Here is a 16,628-nt window from a genome sequence, read left to right on the forward strand (position 1 = left end):
CCACGTCCCGCCCGTCGAGTACGAAGCCAACTACTACATGGAATCCACGAAACCCCAGGTCACAACCACAATCTGAGATCTCTACCGAACCCGGGGCGGTTCACGTTCTCCGCCTGCAGCTTCTCGTTCTCCTTCTCGGCGGCCGACCTGCCCGGCGGTCCGGTCGGCCTGGCGGCCAGCGCGTCGAGCGCGCCTGCGTCGCGGGCAGTCCGCCAGTCGATGATGTGGGAGTGGTACAGCCCCTCCCGACGTACCAGCGCGCCTTTCGCACCGGGCTCGGCCAGCCGCTCGTACTCCGCCACGATCCGCAGCTTGTACTCCGCGGTGAAGGATCGCCGCTTCGGCCCGCCCGCACGAGGACTCTGCTTCTTCTTGCCCACGACCTCATCGTCGGCCACACCGGTGGCCAAGAGATCGGCATTACTCAGCGTCACGCTCGAAAGATCCTGTTCTCGCCCTACTCACAACAGAAGACTCGATTGTCCTCATGTCTCACGAGAGTCTGACAGGGAGGGGCCTTCACCCACCTCGCCTTCATCAGCGCCCATTCAACCTCGACCGCGCCCTGGGCTGACCCGCGGAGCAGCTGCGTTCACTCGTTCAGCCCACCGAGTTCCTGTGCCACGGCAGCGGCCGCCCCTGCGGGATCGGCACCAGCAGGGCACCAGGGCACCGGCTGGGAACTGTTGATGGACAACCTGGCAGGCATCCGTCATAGGGCCCCGACGCCGGAGCAGTGGCCGTGCGAGTGACCGGTTCTCCGCCCATCCTGAAAACGGAAGGGGGTGAGATGACGGAGGGACTGGTGGGAAATGCGGATCGTTGTGGACCTCACGCGTTGCCAGGGCTATGCGCAGTGCGTGTTCCTCGCGCCGGAGGTGTTTCAGCTGCACGGCGAGGAGGGATTGCTGTACGCCCCTGCCGTGGCGGACGGCCAGGCCGAGCGCGTGCGCGAGGCTGCGGCGGCGTGCCCGGTGCAGGCCATCCTCGTCGGCGAGGAGGTGAGCGCCGGTGACCGGTGATCTGCGGGACGGCCGCATCGTCATCGTCGGCGCGTCACTGGCCGGGTTGAGGGCCGCGGAGACGCTGCGTGACGAGGGATTCACCGGCTCACTGACCGTGGTCGGGGACGAGCCCTGTCCGCCCTACGACCGGCCTCCGCTGTCCAAGCAGGTACTGCTCGGCCAGGCGGCGGCGGACACCACGGGGCTGCCGATGCGCCGGGACCCGGACGCCGACTGGCTGCTGGGAGTGCGTGCCACCGGCCTGGACCCTCTCGGGAAACGGGTGATGCTGGCCGACGGCGAGTCGCTGTCGTACGACCGGCTGCTGATCGCCACCGGGACTCGGGCCCGGCCCTGGCCCAACCCGGAGGAGGCCGCCCTGGACGGAGTGTTCACCTTGCGCACCCGCGACGACGCCGCGGGGCTGGCCGAGCGACTGGCCGCCGGGCCGCAGCGGGTGCTGGTGGTCGGCGGCGGCTTCACCGGCTCCGAGATCGCCTCGGCCTGCCGGGAACGGGGGCTGGATGTCACGGTCACCGAACGCGGACCCGCGCCTCTGGTGGGCGCGCTGGGCGGGACGCTGTCCAAGCTCGCGGCCGTCATGCAGCGCAATCACGGCGTGGATCTGCGCTGCGGGGTGACGATCACCGCCCTGCGCGGTGACGGGAACGGCCGCTTCATCGGTGCGGAGCTGTCCGACGGCAGCCGCATCGACGCCGACGTGTGCGTCGCGGCACTGGGGGCGATCCGCAACGTCGAGTGGCTGGCGGACTCCGGACTGGCAGCGGGCCCGCGCGGAATCGCCTGCGACGCCGGGTGCCGGGCCTTCAACATGTACGGGATCGTCACCGACGACGTCTTCGTGGCCGGCGATGTCTCCCGGTTCCCGCACCCGCTGTTCGGGTACCAGATGCTCTCCCTGGAGCATTGGGGTAACGCGGTCGCGCAGGCCGAGGTCGCGGCCCACAACATGGTCAATCCGGGGCCCCTGCGGCGCCCGCACCTTGCCCTCCCGACGTTCTGGTCGACCCAATTCGGGCTCAACATCAAGTCGGTGGGTGTGCCTACCTTCTCCGACCACGTGGTCATCGCCCAAGGCTCTCTCGAGGCGCGCCGTCTGACGATGGTCTACGGATACCAGGGGCGGGTCACCGCCGCCGTCACCGTCAACATGGCCAAGTCGCTCGACTACTACACGCACCTGATCGAGACTGCTGCTTCATTCCCGCCCCCGCCCGGCGCGGCGGACCGTGCGATCGCGGCCGACATCCCGATTCCGTCCGACGTGCCGGATCCGAAGCAACTGTCCCACGGCCCCACCGTGGCGCTCACCGGTTACCTGCCCGACCGCCGACTGACCGTAGTGCAGCCCACCGGCTGACCCACGTCCCGCCCCACCACGAGGAGCCGTACGCATGACAGCCGACACCCTCCTGGCACGGATCACTGACTACGCCAACCGCCCCGACCCCTGGGCACTGTACGCGAAACTCCGCGAGGCCGGCCCCGTGGTGCGGCAGGCAGACGGCAGCTACGTGGTCGGCACCTACCACGAGATCGCCGCTCTGCTCCACGACCCACGGATGAGTGTTGATCCCCGCATCCGTGGCAAGGCGACACACAAGCCGCCGTTCCTGCGGCTCGACGACCCCGAGCACCACAGGCTGCGCACCCTGGCCATGCGGCCGTTCGGCCCGCCGCACAGCCCGGGCCGGGTCGATGCCATGCGCGGCGAGATCGCCCGGATCACCGAGGAACTGATGGAGGTCTTTCAGCCGGGCCGACAGGTCGACGTCGTCGACGATTTCGCCTACCCGCTGCCCGTCACGGTGATCTGCCGGCTGCTCGGGGTGCCGCGCGAGGACGAGCCGCTGTTCAGGGAATGGTCCGACGCGCTGGTCGCGTCCGCCGATGTCAGGCCCGAAGAGGACTCCACCGAGCGGGACCGGGCAGGCGACCAGGCGCGGATCGAGATGGGCCGGTACCTGGTGGACCTCGCCGAGCAGCGCCGTGGCCACCCGAGCGACGACATGCTTTCCGCCTTCGTCAATGAGCCGGATCCGGCCCTGCGGCTCACCGCCGAGGAACTCGCGGAAACCGCCGTGCTGCTGCTCATCGCGGGACACGAGACCACGGTCAACCTGATCACCAACGGGGTGCTCACCCTGCTGCGCCACCCAGAGCATCTGGACCAGCTGCGCCGAGACCCCGACCTGCTGCCGCGAGCGGTGGAGGAACTGCTGCGCTACGAGCCCCCGGTCCACATGCGCGAGCGCATCCCCCTCGCCGACATCGACGTCGCCGGCACCACGATCCCCCAAGGCGCGTCCGTTGTACTGGTGCTGGCCTCAGGCAACCGCGACCCCAAGCGGTTCCAGGAGCCCGACCGGTTCGACCCGACCCGCCCCGACAACGAGCACCTCGGCTTCGGCAGCGGTATCCACCTGTGCTACGGCGCACCGCTCGCCCGCATCGAAGCCCAGGCCGCGCTCGGCGCGCTGCTTCCCCACCTCGGCACGGCACGCCTGGTCCAGGACCCGCCCCCTTACCGGCAGAACGCCATGCTCCGTGGACCCCGCCACCTGCCCATCCAACTTTGAGGCTGCGTGGCGGCAGACAGCAGGCCCGACCATCTAGTCCGCCAGACTGGCCTGATCCGCATCGACCTGACCTGCTGGTTCGAGACCGGCTCGACGGCGGTGGCGGTGTGGGTGGACTTGTGTGGGTCGACACCGAGCGGACAACGGGGACAGCCACGGTCGACACGCCGACTTCCGGAACCAACCTGGCCGGGACACGCCTCTGTTGAGTCAGACCGCGGACGGACACCGGACCGGCGACATACCCCGGGAGAGCCAGCCCCGAAGAGCGGCTGACGGTTCACGAGTCACCCGGACCGGCGTCCTACGGCACGCTACGAGCGGCCAACCCGACCGCGTCCCGCTTTCCCCATATAAGTCGGCCCCCTCTGTGTCAAGGCCCTACTGTCCGGACTTCTTCAGCCGCTCAGCCGCCTTTGCTGCGGTCTCCTGGGCCTTTCCCGTCATTTGCTCGCCGCGGCCCTCTGCCTGCATGCGCTCGTCGCCCAAGGCACCGCCAGCGGTTTCCTTCAGCTTGCCCTTGACCTGCTTGGCTTTCGCCTTTCCCTTACCCATGACACTTCCGTCCTTCACTGTGAGGGGGTTGACGTCTCCACCTTGCGCCGGTCAATCTGAGGCCGCAATCGGTGAGGTGTCGCCGTAGGGCGGCGCTCTAGCCGGTCGGGCAGTTCGTGGATCCCAGGACCTGGCCCCAGGGGGCAGCTCCGCATCTGGCTGGGAGTCGGGTTCGGACCTGATCCGGACGGCAGTTGCGGGTCGTGGGGCGCCGGAATTCGGCCTACCGACGACGGGTCTCGGGGCCTCTCCTGGATGAACATGGATGAACGCCGGGAACAGCAGCCTCATCTGCCTGCTCAGCGCGTGTACGGAGGAACAGCACAGCGGCTTCCTGCTTCGGCTTCTCGCTGTACGCTCGCCGCTGGCGCGCCGGACGCGCATGCTGGTCAAGACATCCGATGGAATCTTCTACGGCGAGGTACTCAAGTGGGCTGCGCCAGGCCCGGCTACTGGGAGGTCCGCTACGAGACGGCGGCGTCGCGATCCGGGACGTCGGCAGCGTGGCAGCCCGCCCGGATCGTACCGGCCGGTTCGATGCTGAGCGGCGAGCGGACGAGTCCGCGCTGGAGTCTCTACTTCCCCGTACCGAATGCTGGCACGGCGGGGGTGGCCCCCGGCATGGCGGCGGAAACATGCCGGGTGGTGGAGGGCGATCACCGCAACAGCCTTGTCGTGCGGCCCCCGCGGCGCGGTCTTCGGCGCCGAGTCTCCACGCAGCCCCTTGATCATCACTGCGGCGATTGAGCTCCGGCCCTGCGCTGTTTCCGGTCGGCCCCCGCGGGCCGGGAGGCCTGGCAGGGCCGCAATGGGCGCAAGGCAACAGCGCTCCCGGCGGACCGTTCCATCCCGAAAGGACCTGAGAATGTCTGACAACGACGTGAGCATGAGGAGGGTCCTGGCAATCGTCACGAACTACGGCGTTGAGCAGGACGAACTTCTGGTGCCCCTCGAACACCTGCGGAGCTGGGGCGCCGACGTGGACGTCGCTGCCGTGTCGGCGGACGATATTCAGACCCTGGTCGGCGACAGGGCTCCCGGCAAGACCATCCGACCCGAACTCACTCTGAACGACGTTGACCCGGCCGATTACGACCTACTGCTCGTGCCAGGTGGCACGTTGAACGCCGATACTCTTCGTCGGCAGGAATCGGCAACGGAGATCGTCCGTTCCTTCACGTCGTCCGGTCGCCCCGTAGCGGCCATCGGCCACGGACCCTGGACCTTGGTCGAAGCGGGTGTCATCAAAGGTAAGAGACTCACGTCCTACCGCTCGCTGAGGACAGACATCGCCAATGCCGGTGGTGAATGGGACGACGAGCCGGTCATCAAGGACGACTCCCACGGCTGGACGCTCATCACCTCGCGCAACCCAGACGATCTGGAGCCCTTCCTGCAAGAGATCGACGCGGCGCTCGCCGTAGATACCCACTGAGCGGACCGGTAGACCGGTCCCCGCCGCGCGCCTCCGGCTCACGGGAGGACTCATCCATGCCAGCGTACAAACGGATCACAGGCCACCATACGGGTCTCGTCAGGCGCACCTGCAACAGCTCCAGATCGGGGTCGAAGTGCCGTATGGCGATTTCCGCACCGCGGGAGATCGCGGTCAGCCTCCTCCTGCTGCCGCACCTGCCCTCCACGCCTCGATGTAGCCGCCCCCGCTCCCATGCCGGTGTCCTCTCGTGAGACTCCGCAGGTCAGCCGCTTGTCCCTCGCGGCTGTCCCTAAGGATTCGGACACGATCGTGAGACTGACCGGCTGGACACGACGTGAGACACCGCGAGAAGCCACAAGTCACAGCGTCGCCGTAGGACACGAGCGGCGAGACCCTATGTGTGTCGGGAAGCGGACCGGAGCACTGGGGAAGAGTGCCAACGCCCCGCGCAGGGAGTCGGGGCGCAACCGGGCCACCGCCCGTAAACCGATCCTCATGCGGCGCGGGTGTGACCGCATACGGAGACGCAGCGCACCACAGCGGGCTGAGCGCGGTATCCGGACGACAGAGACGGCAGGCCAGTGCGCTGTCCTCGGCAGGCAGGCTCACTGCCAGCTCGCGCGACGGCCTTCGCCAAGGCCCTGCTCGACCGTCCAGCCCAAGGGTGGGGACGGGGGCTGGCGTACGGTATGCACGCTTGGCGCCTTTCCTCTCCCTTCCGCCAGCGGCGGGTCGCTGTCGTCAGGTGTCGGACACAGTGAAGAGGGCGCCATCGGAGTCGCGGATGACGAAGGCGTCGTTTGAGACATCGGCGAGTGAGGGAACCGGTGAGGATTCGCCCCTGGCAGCAACGGCGGCCGCCGCGGCCTGCTTGCTGCTCTGGACACGGAAGTCCACGATCCACGGGCCGGATTCTCGGGTCCGGGTCGATACCTCCGCCGCGCAGGGTGGCGACGGTGTGTCCCACGGCCTGGATGAGGACGTGGTCCTGCGCGTAGTCGACCGTGCAACCGCCGGGCGGTTGGGCCCAGTCGAAGATCTCCGCGTAGAAGATGGTGGCCTCGAACGCGTCGCGGGTCTGCAGGTCCAGCCGGGCTGGAGCACTGCCCCGCCCCACGGACCAGAACAGGCCCGGGCCTTCCCAGAATCCGAACACGGCACCGTCACGGTCGGCAGCGATCCCGACGCGGTCCTCGCCCAGGGGAAGCGGCCCCACGGCGAGCGTGGCGCCGCGCTCGCCGATCCGGACCGCCGTCTCATCCGCGTTCTTGACGGCGAAGTACGGGGCCCAATCGGCTGGAGGGCCACCAGCTGAGCAGCATCCGATTCCGGCGACCGGTTCACCGCAGGCCAGAGCCACCGAAAAGTTGCTGCCCAGGATGCTCTCCCGGAACATCCAGTCCATGACATCGGTATAGAAGGACTGTGCTGCGCGCAGATCCTGCGCCATCAGATTCACCCAGCAGGGCGCGCCGGTCACCGGCCTGATCTTTTCGAGGGTCGGCATTCGATACCGCTCCGGCTGTGTGACGGGCAGCGAGGCATGTTGGCGGCCTGGGGTCAGCCTTTGGTCGTGCGGCCGCTGAGCAGGTCGCGTACGCGGTCCACCAGCCCGGCCCCGGGCACGAGCAGCTTGTTGGCGGGCGGGGTGTTCGGGAGCGAGGGGTGGGGGCGGGTGGGGGTCATCTCCTTGGCCCGGCGCACCAGCCGCCCCAGCTCGTCCAGCTTCTCGGGTGGGAGGGACGCCGCGAGTCTCGGGAACAGTTCGTGCTCCTCCTCGCGAACGTGGGAGGCGACCGCGAACTTCAGCTTCGCGACGATGTCGTTGAACTGCGGATCAACGGCGTGCAGGTCTTCGAGATCCTTGAGCATCTGCTCGACCTTGGCATGATCGGCGAGTTCCTTGTCCGCCAGTGCCGCACCGTCCGATACGTGATTGCGTACCGCCGGATACAGGTGCAACTCCTCGGCAACCGAGTGCCGTACCAGTTCCGCAGTCAGCCGGTCCGCCAGTTCGCGCCGCTGCGGATGGTCGACGGGCTGCGCTTCGATCTGCGTGAACAGTGCCTCCAGCTCACGATGATCGGCCGTGAGCTCCGCGATCACATTGCCGCCGTGTCCCATGACAGTCCCTTTCCTCTTTCTCGGGTTCATCGCCCCTCAGAAGGAGGGTGCAGACGCCCAGACAACAGGCCATGGACGCAAAACCTGCGCCCTTCGCGCGAAGACAGACCCGGCACTCACCTCCCCGGCACAGCCACATCAGGGCCCACACTGCTGCTGCCCCTGGTTTCCTGGGGCCGACCGGGATTACGGCTACTCGTGACGGTGGGCGTCGGCTCCGCGCGGCGGTGGCAGGGTCATGCCCTCACACTGGCCCCGACCACGCTCCACCGCGCGTCACCATCACAGTGCCCGCGCCCGATCCCGCACCGCCGGCCAAGGCGCCATCCGGACATACATCAGGCACATGGCTCATCAGTGGGCGTCGTTTGATGTTGATTCGTGATGGGTATTTCGACCCGCTTTCCCGTATTCATCGCCAACGTGCACAGCCTGAAATGCTGGAAGCTCCGCACTGGCGGGAATCTTCCGCCCCATTACTAAACCAGACGGAATCCAGTGCCGAGAAGTGGATTTAACAGGCACACAGGTCGGCGCCCGGAAGGCTGTGAAGGCGCACGTAAGGTGTAAATCAACCCGAAGAACGTTGGCCGCAGGAGTGACTTAGCACCACAATCCATCCCTAAACGCCCACTGAGAGGGCGGTTTGTGATTCTTTGAGTGGTTCTGTCATCGCCTGATGGTGTGGGTGCGAGCGGAATCTGCTGGTCTGCGGCCGGTGGTCTGCTGGTGTGGCGGGGTGAGTGAACGCAAGCCGTACCCGAGCGACTTGTCGGACGTGCAGTGGTCGTTGATCGATCCGGTGATCACGGCATGGAAGGACCGGCACCGTTCGGTGAGCGGCCACCAGGGCGCCTACGCGATGCGGGAGATCGTGAACGCGATCCTCTATCAGGGCCGGACCGGCTGCCAGTGGGCCTACCTCCCGCACGACCTGCCGCCGAAGAGCGCTACGTACTACTACTTCGCCGCGTGGCGCGACGACGGGACCGATCAGGTCATCCATGAACTTCTGCGCTGCCAGGTCCGTGAGAAGGCCCGCCGATTAGAGGACCCGACCCTGGTGGTGCTGGACACACAGAGTGTCCACGCGGCTGCCACTGTTCCCGCCTCCACGACCGGCCGGGACCCGGCGAAACGGGTGCCCGGCCGCAAGCGGGCACTGGCCGTGGACGTTCTGGGCCTGGTCATCGCCGTCATCGTCCTCGCCGCCAGCACTCACGACAACGCCGCGGGCATCGCCCTGCTGGACCAGGTCGCCGTTCACGGCACCCGCATCGGCATCGACGTCGAGATTGTCGAACGCAACCCGCAGGACAAGGGGTTCGTCCCGCAGCCGAAGCGATGGAGGGTCGAGCAGACCTACGGGATCCTGATACTGCACCGGCGCCTGGTCCGCGACTACGAACACCACCCGGCCTCCTCCGTCTCCCGCGTCTACTGGGCGATGACCCACACCATGACCCGCCGGCTCACCAGCACGACCACCCCCACCTGGCGCGACCCGCAGGCCGTGCCCGCATGAACATCCAGCCCCTGCTCGACGCGCTCGACATCCAGGAAGAGGCCGCCCGCGCCCTGGCCGACGACCTCCGCGCCCAGATCACGGAACTACAGAACCAGCTGCGGGCGGCCGAGACCCAGCTCGAACACCTGGCGATCACCGGAAGACCGTCACCGCCTTCACCGAACGGCTCCCCGCCCACCCGGTCTCGCCCGACCTGCCCGAGCACCCGGACTATCCCCACATCCTCGCCGTCTTCAACGAGGCCACCGGCCCCCTACGAGCCCGTGACGTCTGCGAAGCCCTTGACCACGAACTGCTGCCGAACAACATCGAAGGCACCCGCGCCAAGCTGAAACGCCTCGTCAAGCTCGATGTCCTCACCGAGGTCGACACCGGCAGCTACAGGGGCACCCTGGCGGCACGTGCCAGCGATACGGCCCGTGGGCCGCACTGAACACCGTTTCCACCGCTGAGCCAAGGACGGCACCTTCGAGCGGATGCTCCGGCCGGCCCAGGCGGAAGGAGATGCGGCTGGCCTCAGTTTCAACAACGCTCGTGATCAATACAGTTAGGCTGCGGTTTCTGTGATGAGGACGGCGGCGGTCACCGGGCCCGAGGTGTCACTGGTGGCTGCGTCGGCTACCGCCGCCCGGACGGCGCGGGCGACTTCCAGTGGTTGATATCCGGGGGCGACCGCAAGCTGGACCTCGATGTGCCGGCCTGGTGGATGGTCATGTTGCTCTACTTTGACCGGGCGGCTTCCCAGCACGGGGGTGAGGCGGGCCACGCCCGGAACAGCCGCTGCGACGTCGGCCAGCTTCCCGATGGGGCCCCGCATGGGTCCTGTTCCGGTCGTTGGGAGCGAGCTTCGCGCGGCTGCAGCCTCCGGCGGGGGCCCCATGGCGTTCTCTGCGGTCTGCGGCCTGACGTCTCTCTCCGGGCCCTCATGGAGATCCGTGACGCGCAGGTCAACTGCCACGGTGGCCAGGCCGAGCCGTTCAGCGGCCACGTTGAGCAATGTGCTCCTCAACTGCTCCGCGGTGCGGGGCAGTGGCTGCCCCATGAATGCGGTGAACGCGGCCTCGATCCTGAGCGGGCCAGGCGGTAGCGCGCTGGCCGGCGGACGGACGGACGGCTCGGACACGGGCCCGAGCGATGCCGGTCCGATGCGTAGGCTCTCCAGCCAAACGCCAGGAATCTCAGCGGCCGTGCGCCCGAGGGCCCGGACGGCCGCTTGCTCGGTGATCCACGTCCCGTCGTCAGGCCCTCCGAGCGGGAGCAGCCGACCCAGGCCGAGTTGGCGCCGTACTGCCTCCATCCACGCCTCAGTTTTCACCGGCCTCTCACCCTCTTCCATTGCCGCGGTTCTCCCCCTCCCACACTGCGCCCCGACTCCGCAGGGGCTCTGGGCAGGGGCTCTGGGCAGGGGCACTTCGTACCACTCGTTGGACCACCCCGTCTCATGGTCCGCACATCTGATAAAACCCACTAAAACGAATATAATCTGATCAAAGAGTGCTAGGTGATCTCCTTCAGGGAGGAACAGCCCGATGACTGAGAACACCGGCGGAAAGCACGGCGGTGCGCCCGGCTCTCGCGGTCGGACGACCATCGCCGACGTGGTGGTAGAGAAGATCGCCGGAATGGCAGCACGCGATGTGCCCGGCGTCCATGCCCTGGGCAGTGGATTCGCGCGCTCGATGGGATCCATGCGGGAGCGGATGCCCGGCGCCGGTAGTGGCAAATCCGTCACGCGCGGGGTCAGTGTCGAGGTGGGAGAGGTGCAGGCGGCCATCGATCTGGAGATCGTCGTCGACTACGGCGTCTCCATCACGGACGTGGCCAGTGACGTACGCGAGAGCGTGATCTCCGCAGTGGAGCGGATGGCGGGCCTGGAAGTGGTGGAAGTCGATATCGCGGTCAGCGATGTGAAGCTGCCCGACGAGGAGGACGAAGAGGAACAGCGGCAGCGGGTCCAATAGCCAAGGGGGAGCAGCCCGCTTGAGCGAAGGAGCGCGTGATGAGCAAGGCTGTGGTCGGCTTGATTGCCGGAATGGCACTGGGCTTCGCCGGATACTTCGGTGGCTTCTGGGCCTTCCTGCTCGTGCTGATACTGGGCGCCGTCGGACTTGTCGCCGGGCGCTTGATGGAAGGTGATCTCGAACCGGGTGACTTCATCCGCCGCCGTGACGACCACCAGCGGATGCGCGATGACCGGCGACAGGCATAGGGAGACTGGCGGCAGTGACCAGTGACGTCGATCGTCGTCCGGGCATTCCTCGCGGGGAGCGGGGTGCGACCACCGTCTCCGACCGTGTCGTTGCGAAAATTGCTTCCCACGTGGCCCGCGAGGCGCTGAGCCGGTTCACCGAGTCGGCCGGCCACGTACCGCCCGGCCGCCGGACACCACGCGTGACGACGTCTGTGCGGCGGGCACCGGAGCGGAACGAGAACGCCGCAGGACGGGACGGCGATCCTGCCAATAGCCGTCCGGCCGTGCTCGGCGAAGTACGGATGCACATCGCCGTGGAGCTGGGCTATCCGTCCGACATCGGGGCTCAGTGCGCTGCGGTGCGCCGCGAGGTCATCGAACGGCTCAGGACATGGGCCGGCATGGACGTGTCCGAACTCGCGGTGTCGGTCGAGAGGCTGCACTCGGTGCACTCGCGGCATACAGACCGGGAGAGAGTGAGATGAGCGCGAACACCTGGCGACAGCCGACCGGCGATGGCGACATTCCCCCCGGTGCGGGACAGGCAACTACGTCCGCGGGCAATCCCCCAGGCAAGGGCACGACGGCAGCGGTCCGTAGAGCGGGCCGGCCGGCGCGCCGCTTCTGGTCCGCACGGCGGATCCCCGCAGCCATTGTGGCGCTGCTGTCCGTCGCAGCCATTGGGCTGCTCCTGTACGACGTGGTCTCGGTGCGGGCAGACCGGCCCGGGATGAGCTGGCGACGGCGGCTCGCCGAGGAACTGGCCACACGACCACTGCATGACATCTGGATGACCGTCGGGGCCGCAGTAGCGATGGCCCTTGGCCTGTGGCTTCTCCTGCTGGCGGTGACGCCGGGACTGCGCGGACTGCTACCCATGCGGCAGCCCACCGGAATCCCCAGAACAGGGGAGGTCCGCGCCGGGCTCGACCGCCACGCAGCCGCCCTGATTCTGCGCGACCGAGCCGTACGGGTGTCCGGTGTGCAATCGGCACGGGTCGATGTCGGCCGCCGGAAGGTCAAAGCCCGGGCACAGGCCCATTTCCGCGATCTCAACGAGGTCCACGCGGATCTGGACGCCGCGCTGAGCGAAGCCGCAACGAACTTGGGACTCGCCCAACAGCCCACGCTCGACGTGCGCGTCCGGCGCCCGAAGAAGGGGTGAAGTGTCCCATGCTCAAGGCGGTAAACCGGGTGCTGCTGGGGCTACTCGGCCTTGGACTGTTCGCCCTGGGTGGCGGCGTGCTGCTGGGCGGACTGGATCTGCAGCGCCACTGGGGGTTCGACGTGCCGGGCTGGTGGCCCTTCCGAGGTCCGAACGATGTCGTGCTGGGCACCGAGGGACGCACCCGGTGGCGGGAAGAGGACTGGTGGTGGCCGGCCGTCATTGCGGTGCTCGCCGTGCTTCTCGCGCTGCTGCTGTGGTGGCTTCTGGCGCAACTGCGCAGACACCGGCTGGGCCAGGTCCTCATCGAGAGCGAAGACGACTCCACGGCCCGGCTCAACGGCCGCGCGCTGGAGGACGCACTCGAGGAAGAGGCGCAGGTCCTGGACGGGATCTCGCGGGCTCATGTGCGGCTGACGGGTCGGCGTACTGCTCCGGCCGCACGAGTACGGCTGTTGCTCAAGCCTCACGCGGAACCGGCGCGAACTCTGGAGCAACTGAGCCGGGAAACGCTCGCACACGCACGGGACTCGGCAGGCCTGGACCGCCTCTCGTCGGAGGTCCGACTCCGGGAAGTCCGCCACCGCGCCCGCCGCGTCGCCTAGGTGATCTGTCCACGAAGGTTGGTGACGGTTATCGCCGGTGTGGTGATCTTGAACAGGTGAGGGCCTTCTGAGTTCGGTGTGGATTGCGACATCTCCACCGACCAGCACAAGGCCCTCATGCGGGTCTGCCAAACGACCGGTGTAGCTCACGTTGTTGAGGTTTCTGGCGGACTGCTGAGAGACGGCCGTCGAAGGTGATGTCGAAGGCGTTCAGTGCGGTCCTCCAACACATGGTCCAGCGGCTTGGACCCTTGCCGGTGAAGTCCAGGGACGTGATCTCCATGTTGACGCGCTTCAGTGCGGCCTTCGTTGGGGAAGTGACCGCGGACCTTGCCCCCCCGGCAGAGGCTTCTGCCGCTGGCGTATGATCTTCGGCTCGAACGCGCCTTCACGGTCCCTGGGCACGGTGATCTCCATTGGGCCGACGTCGGTCCGTGCCGTCTTGGAGCGGGTCCCGTTGTGGGAGGTGCCGCCATGGAGCCTCGTGCAGACGGGGCCATGCCCCCTAGATTCGAACTGCGCTTTTCAGGACGGTTGTCGGAAGCTGATGAGTTGCATTACGGCGCCTCTGGTGCCGAGCGCACTGGCGATGACAGCCAGGCGGAAGCACAGGATGCGCCTGCCCTCGCGGCATGGTTTCCCTGGTCTGGTGGACGATCGCCTCGCGCGGTCTGCATCGCCGTGTGTATGTGTGAGGCGCATACTGAAAAGACCTGGGAGAACGGAGGACGCCATGATCATCCTCGGCGTCATTCTGCTGGTCATCGGTCTGGTGGCCGGCATATCGATCCTGTGGACCATCGGTATCGTGCTCGTCGCGATCGGCATCGTTCTTTGGATCCTGGGTGCCGTCGGGCATGCGGTGGGCGGCCGACGGCATTACTGGTAGGGCTGCTTGTTCCGGCCCCCCGTGCGGCCAATGTGATGTCCAGCGGCGGCTGTGATCTCGGTGTGCTCGGGTGCCGCATGCTCGATGCGGATGTTGGTGCCCGGCCCGCAGATCGCTACCAGGGTCGGGAATTCAGCGTCCCGGATGGGAGCACACATGGCTGTACGTCATCAGCTCATCGCAAGGGAACCGTCCATACTCTGGGCGGTTCTGGAGGACGAGAGCCGTTACACGGACTGGGTGGTGGGGACCTTCGACTCCGGCCCGGGTGACGGGCGTTGGCCGGAAGTCGGATCGTCGATCAAATACACGGTGCGTGTGGGGCCGAAGCAGTTCCACGGACGCACGACGGTCCGTCGCCTCGACGCGCCGCGCGCGCTGGAACTCGAAGCGCACGGAGGGCCGTTGGGTACGGCACGGATCGCCTTCGACATCCGGCCGTGGGGCGACAAGACCCTGGTCATTCTCGACGAGCATCCGCTGCGCGGACTGGGAGGGAGTCTCCACAACACAGTTCTCGACGCCTTTGCGCAGATCCGGCACCGCAGCATGCTGCGGCGACTGGCGGAAGTCGTCGAGGGAATGCCCCAGGACACGGGGTGAGCGACAGGACGGGAGGACCAGCCTTAACAGTTCGTCTTCCCACCGATGCCCGGTGGCCGGCGGATTTGAGGGGTCGTCTCAACACTGCTGGTCAGCTGACTGATTCCAGTAGCTTTAGCGAGACGCTCGGCTGGGGCTTCCCCGAGCGTCTTTCGTGGTCGGCTGTTGAGTTCGGCGGCCACCACCTCCACTCTCTGGTCCCAGGTCAGGGAAAGCCACAGGTGCGGCGGAAGGGATTGGACCGTCGCGGCGAGAGCGTTACGGGTGGCCAGGACACTGTGGCCGCGCGGCAGATGTACGAGCATCAGATAGCGGGTGGAGCGCTCGACCGTCAGGTGGCGACGAGAGTGGTGCTCCTGGCTGCAACGCCGCGCGCCGCAGTTACACGGAGCGTCTGTCTCGCCCTTGCCCGACGTGGACTCGCACACGCCACGACCACAGCCGTGGAACAGCCCTTCGTGCACCCGGCCGGCAGCCTGACCGTACGACCGGCACCTGGACCCCGCAGCCATGCAAAGGATGGGCTCGTGCACCGTCGTCCGCTACACCGCCAAAACATCGATCACCAAAGCAGTCGCCCACCCCGGCTGGTGCGCCCGACAGCTCCTCAAGGTGCGAGGCGCTCGATACCGATCAGACTTGGATGCATGGCAGAAGAACGTCGGCCGCGCGGCGGGAAAGCTTCGACGCCAGCCGCGTGGCGCAAACGACGACTTCCGAAGCGCGGCGGAGCGATTCGGAAGCGCAGACCGCGAACACGTCGAGCTGCGTCTTGCGGGCCCGCTGCCCTGTTGCAACTTCGTCGCCGCTGCAGGCACTCACGTGCAGGCCGCCGGAGTCTGACATGGGACTGATCACGCTCCCCAACGCACCGGTCCGCGGAGTGATCTGGGTGGCGGAGAAGCTCAACGACGCTGCCGAGCGCGAGCTGCACGACCCAGGAGTGCTCCGTGCCCAGCTGGCTGTACTAAACCGGGAGCTTGAAGACGGAGATATCAGCACGGAGGAGTTCGAACCGGGAAGAGGAAAGGCTGCTCGACCGGCTGCATGCTGCACAGGTCGGCCCCGCACCGAACGATCGAAGGTGACGCACTTATGGATGACACAGCCAAGGTGACCCTCGCGGCCGCAGTAGTGGGCGGCTATGTGCTGGGCCGGACGAAGAAGGGCCGGCTGGCGCTGACAATTGCGACGTATCTGGCGGGGAGACGATTCGGCCTTGAACCCCGCCAGCTTGCCGCCGAAGGGATGCGCAGACTCGGAGAGATTCCCCAGTTCGCCGAGCTGCAGGAGCAGCTGAAAGGGGAAGTCTTCGACGCAGGCCGTAAGGCAGTGGCTGCCGCCGCCGATCGGGGCATGAGTTCGCTGGCTGACGCCATCAGCGACCGCACGGCGCGGCTCGGTGAGAAGCAAGATGAGGGGGAGGAAGAGGGGGAGGAAGAAGAGTACGAGCCGGAAGAGGGAGGCGCGGAGTACGAGGAAGAGGAGGAACCGGAAGAGGAAGAGCCTGAGGCCGAGTACGAAGAGGGCCAGGCTGAGGAAGAGGAGGAAGAGGAGGAGGAAGAGGAGGAACTACCGGAAGAGGAATACGAGGAAGAGGAAGAGGAAGAGCCGGAAGAGAGGCAGCCGAGGCGGCGCCGCAGTCGCGCCCAGCCTAGAGGGAGCGCGGAACGCAAGAAGGCCGCTCCCGCCCAAGGAGAGAAGCCTCGGACGGCCAAGAAGTCTGCCGCCCGGAAGGCGGCTCCGCCAAAGAAGACGGCTGCGAAGAAAACTGCTCCGGCCAAGAAGTCCGCCGCCCGGAAGACGGCCCCGCCAAAGAAGACGGCTGCGAAGAAAACTGCTCCGGCCAAGAAGTCCGCCGCCCGGAAGACGACGTCGTCGAAGCGAGCAGCGTCCAAGCGCGCCGATCGTCGGAGGTAGCCAGTC

18 protein-coding genes and 4 pseudogenes are annotated in these 16,628 nt (G+C 67.2%); 14 read left to right on the forward strand and 8 right to left on the reverse strand.

Annotation, left to right across the window (positions count from 1 at the left end; translation table 11 throughout):
* Positions 1–59: 59 nt before the first annotated feature.
* Positions 60–434 carry a transposase gene (locus IEZ15_RS36815; RefSeq protein WP_373302698.1) on the reverse strand — a complete coding sequence of 125 codons (375 nt, stop codon included), beginning with the start codon at positions 432–434 and terminating at the stop codon, positions 60–62.
* A 378-nt stretch (positions 435–812) separates the two neighbouring features.
* Between IEZ15_RS36815 and IEZ15_RS36820 the strand changes: the two genes are divergently transcribed.
* From IEZ15_RS36820 to IEZ15_RS36830, 3 genes are read left to right on the forward strand one after another with little or no spacing between them, the layout of a single operon-like run.
* Positions 813–1,022, forward strand: a complete 210-nt coding sequence (locus IEZ15_RS36820; protein WP_189281207.1) for a ferredoxin — start codon at positions 813–815, stop codon at positions 1,020–1,022.
* Positions 1,012–2,385 (forward strand): NAD(P)/FAD-dependent oxidoreductase, encoded by a 1,374-nt coding sequence (locus tag IEZ15_RS36825; protein ID WP_189281208.1) that lies wholly within the window; start codon positions 1,012–1,014, stop codon positions 2,383–2,385. Before IEZ15_RS36820 ends, IEZ15_RS36825 begins: the two co-directional genes overlap by 11 nt.
* Positions 2,386–2,419: 34 nt before the next feature.
* Positions 2,420–3,604: a cytochrome P450 gene (locus IEZ15_RS36830; RefSeq protein WP_189281209.1), complete on the forward strand. Its 1,185-nt coding sequence runs from the start codon at positions 2,420–2,422 to the stop codon at positions 3,602–3,604.
* Positions 3,605–3,985: 381 nt separating this feature from the next.
* Here the strand turns inward: IEZ15_RS36830 and IEZ15_RS36835 are convergent, their stop codons facing one another.
* Positions 3,986–4,159 carry a CsbD family protein gene (locus IEZ15_RS36835; RefSeq protein WP_114243069.1) on the reverse strand — a complete coding sequence of 58 codons (174 nt, stop codon included), beginning with the start codon at positions 4,157–4,159 and terminating at the stop codon, positions 3,986–3,988.
* 865 nt (positions 4,160–5,024) lie between these two features.
* Here IEZ15_RS36835 and IEZ15_RS36840 point away from each other — a divergent pair.
* Entirely contained in the window at positions 5,025–5,594 is a 570-nt protein-coding gene (locus IEZ15_RS36840) for a type 1 glutamine amidotransferase domain-containing protein (protein ID WP_189281210.1), read from the forward strand.
* 1,563 nt (positions 5,595–7,157) lie between these two features.
* Here IEZ15_RS36840 and IEZ15_RS36845 read toward each other — a convergent pair.
* On the reverse strand, positions 7,158–7,721 hold the full coding sequence (locus IEZ15_RS36845; protein WP_189281211.1) for a hemerythrin domain-containing protein: 564 nt from the start codon (positions 7,719–7,721) through the stop codon (positions 7,158–7,160).
* A 739-nt stretch (positions 7,722–8,460) separates the two neighbouring features.
* Here IEZ15_RS36845 and IEZ15_RS36850 point away from each other — a divergent pair.
* Positions 8,461–9,246, forward strand: coding sequence for a transposase (locus IEZ15_RS36850; RefSeq protein ID WP_189281212.1), 786 nt, complete (start codon positions 8,461–8,463; stop codon positions 9,244–9,246).
* Between the two features lie 550 nt (positions 9,247–9,796).
* On the opposite strand, the gene IEZ15_RS36855 is transcribed toward IEZ15_RS36850, so the two are convergent.
* Positions 9,797–10,585 (reverse strand): hypothetical protein, encoded by a 789-nt coding sequence (locus IEZ15_RS36855; protein WP_189281266.1) that lies wholly within the window; start codon positions 10,583–10,585, stop codon positions 9,797–9,799.
* A 193-nt stretch (positions 10,586–10,778) separates the two neighbouring features.
* Between IEZ15_RS36855 and IEZ15_RS36860 the strand changes: the two genes are divergently transcribed.
* Genes IEZ15_RS36860 through amaP form a run of 5 tightly spaced genes read left to right on the forward strand, consistent with a single transcriptional unit; the run spans position 10,779 to position 13,210 of the window.
* Positions 10,779–11,210 carry an Asp23/Gls24 family envelope stress response protein gene (locus tag IEZ15_RS36860; RefSeq protein ID WP_189281213.1) on the forward strand — a complete coding sequence of 144 codons (432 nt, stop codon included), beginning with the start codon at positions 10,779–10,781 and terminating at the stop codon, positions 11,208–11,210.
* A gap of 38 nt (positions 11,211–11,248) precedes the next feature.
* Positions 11,249–11,458: a hypothetical protein gene (locus tag IEZ15_RS36865; RefSeq protein ID WP_189281214.1), complete on the forward strand. Its 210-nt coding sequence runs from the start codon at positions 11,249–11,251 to the stop codon at positions 11,456–11,458.
* Between the two features lie 14 nt (positions 11,459–11,472).
* Positions 11,473–11,925: an Asp23/Gls24 family envelope stress response protein gene (locus IEZ15_RS36870; RefSeq protein ID WP_189281215.1), complete on the forward strand. Its 453-nt coding sequence runs from the start codon at positions 11,473–11,475 to the stop codon at positions 11,923–11,925.
* Positions 11,922–12,605: a DUF6286 domain-containing protein gene (locus IEZ15_RS36875; protein ID WP_189281216.1), complete on the forward strand. Its 684-nt coding sequence runs from the start codon at positions 11,922–11,924 to the stop codon at positions 12,603–12,605. The genes IEZ15_RS36870 and IEZ15_RS36875 overlap by 4 nt, the downstream gene beginning before the upstream one ends.
* Before the next feature lie 8 nt (positions 12,606–12,613).
* Positions 12,614–13,210, forward strand: a complete 597-nt coding sequence (gene amaP / locus IEZ15_RS36880) for an alkaline shock response membrane anchor protein AmaP (RefSeq protein ID WP_189281217.1) — start codon at positions 12,614–12,616, stop codon at positions 13,208–13,210.
* A 115-nt stretch (positions 13,211–13,325) separates the two neighbouring features.
* Here amaP and IEZ15_RS45605 read toward each other — a convergent pair.
* Positions 13,326–13,542, reverse strand: a pseudogene (locus IEZ15_RS45605) (hypothetical protein); the annotation flags it as partial.
* A 28-nt stretch (positions 13,543–13,570) separates the two neighbouring features.
* A pseudogene (locus tag IEZ15_RS47380) lies at positions 13,571–13,666 on the reverse strand (transposase); the annotation flags it as partial.
* Between the two features lie 277 nt (positions 13,667–13,943).
* On the opposite strand from IEZ15_RS47380, the gene IEZ15_RS36890 reads away from it, so the two are divergent.
* Positions 13,944–14,099, forward strand: coding sequence for a DUF6131 family protein (locus IEZ15_RS36890; protein WP_164495245.1), 156 nt, complete (start codon positions 13,944–13,946; stop codon positions 14,097–14,099).
* Between the two features lie 156 nt (positions 14,100–14,255).
* Positions 14,256–14,702 (forward strand): SRPBCC family protein, encoded by a 447-nt coding sequence (locus IEZ15_RS36895; RefSeq protein ID WP_189281218.1) that lies wholly within the window; start codon positions 14,256–14,258, stop codon positions 14,700–14,702.
* A 23-nt stretch (positions 14,703–14,725) separates the two neighbouring features.
* On the opposite strand, the pseudogene IEZ15_RS47715 reads toward IEZ15_RS36895, so the two are convergent.
* Together IEZ15_RS47715 and IEZ15_RS36900 are read right to left on the reverse strand one after the other, a co-directional pair.
* A pseudogene (locus IEZ15_RS47715) lies at positions 14,726–15,031 on the reverse strand (hypothetical protein); the annotation flags it as partial.
* A 304-nt stretch (positions 15,032–15,335) separates the two neighbouring features.
* Positions 15,336–15,548, reverse strand: a complete 213-nt coding sequence (locus tag IEZ15_RS36900) for a hypothetical protein (protein ID WP_189281219.1) — start codon at positions 15,546–15,548, stop codon at positions 15,336–15,338.
* Between IEZ15_RS36900 and IEZ15_RS36905 the strand changes: the two are divergent.
* Both IEZ15_RS36905 and IEZ15_RS36910 read left to right on the forward strand, forming a co-directional pair.
* Positions 15,547–15,790 (forward strand): annotated as a pseudogene (locus IEZ15_RS36905) (gas vesicle protein GvpG). The gene IEZ15_RS36900 and the pseudogene IEZ15_RS36905 sit on opposite strands and share 2 nt — an antisense overlap.
* Positions 15,791–15,797: 7 nt before the next feature.
* Positions 15,798–16,622: a histone protein gene (locus tag IEZ15_RS36910; RefSeq protein ID WP_189281220.1), complete on the forward strand. Its 825-nt coding sequence runs from the start codon at positions 15,798–15,800 to the stop codon at positions 16,620–16,622.
* Positions 16,623–16,628: the final 6 nt, after the last annotated feature.

This window comes from Streptomyces atratus (assembly GCF_014648655.1).
In the GTDB taxonomy this organism is placed as follows: domain Bacteria; phylum Actinomycetota; class Actinomycetes; order Streptomycetales; family Streptomycetaceae; genus Streptomyces; species Streptomyces atratus.

Bases quoted from the DNA above. Each gene is read 5' to 3' on its own strand.
- IEZ15_RS36820 (WP_189281207.1), top strand. From the start codon at position 813: ATGCGGATCGTTGTGGACCTCACGCGTTGCCAGGGCTATGCGCAGTGC.
- IEZ15_RS36830 (WP_189281209.1), top strand. From the start codon at position 2,420: ATGACAGCCGACACCCTCCTGGCACGGATCACTGACTACGCCAACCGC.
- IEZ15_RS36835 (WP_114243069.1), bottom strand. From the start codon at position 4,159: ATGGGTAAGGGAAAGGCGAAAGCCAAGCAGGTCAAGGGCAAGCTGAAG.
- IEZ15_RS36840 (WP_189281210.1), top strand. From the start codon at position 5,025: ATGTCTGACAACGACGTGAGCATGAGGAGGGTCCTGGCAATCGTCACG.
- IEZ15_RS36845 (WP_189281211.1), bottom strand. From the start codon at position 7,721: ATGGGACACGGCGGCAATGTGATCGCGGAGCTCACGGCCGATCATCGT.
- IEZ15_RS36855 (WP_189281266.1), bottom strand. From the start codon at position 10,585: ATGGAAGAGGGTGAGAGGCCGGTGAAAACTGAGGCGTGGATGGAGGCA.
- IEZ15_RS36860 (WP_189281213.1), top strand. From the start codon at position 10,779: ATGACTGAGAACACCGGCGGAAAGCACGGCGGTGCGCCCGGCTCTCGC.
- IEZ15_RS36865 (WP_189281214.1), top strand. From the start codon at position 11,249: ATGAGCAAGGCTGTGGTCGGCTTGATTGCCGGAATGGCACTGGGCTTC.
- IEZ15_RS36875 (WP_189281216.1), top strand. From the start codon at position 11,922: ATGAGCGCGAACACCTGGCGACAGCCGACCGGCGATGGCGACATTCCC.
- amaP (WP_189281217.1), top strand. From the start codon at position 12,614: ATGCTCAAGGCGGTAAACCGGGTGCTGCTGGGGCTACTCGGCCTTGGA.
- IEZ15_RS36890 (WP_164495245.1), top strand. From the start codon at position 13,944: ATGATCATCCTCGGCGTCATTCTGCTGGTCATCGGTCTGGTGGCCGGC.
- IEZ15_RS36895 (WP_189281218.1), top strand. From the start codon at position 14,256: ATGGCTGTACGTCATCAGCTCATCGCAAGGGAACCGTCCATACTCTGG.
- IEZ15_RS36900 (WP_189281219.1), bottom strand. From the start codon at position 15,548: ATGTCAGACTCCGGCGGCCTGCACGTGAGTGCCTGCAGCGGCGACGAA.
- IEZ15_RS36910 (WP_189281220.1), top strand. From the start codon at position 15,798: ATGGATGACACAGCCAAGGTGACCCTCGCGGCCGCAGTAGTGGGCGGC.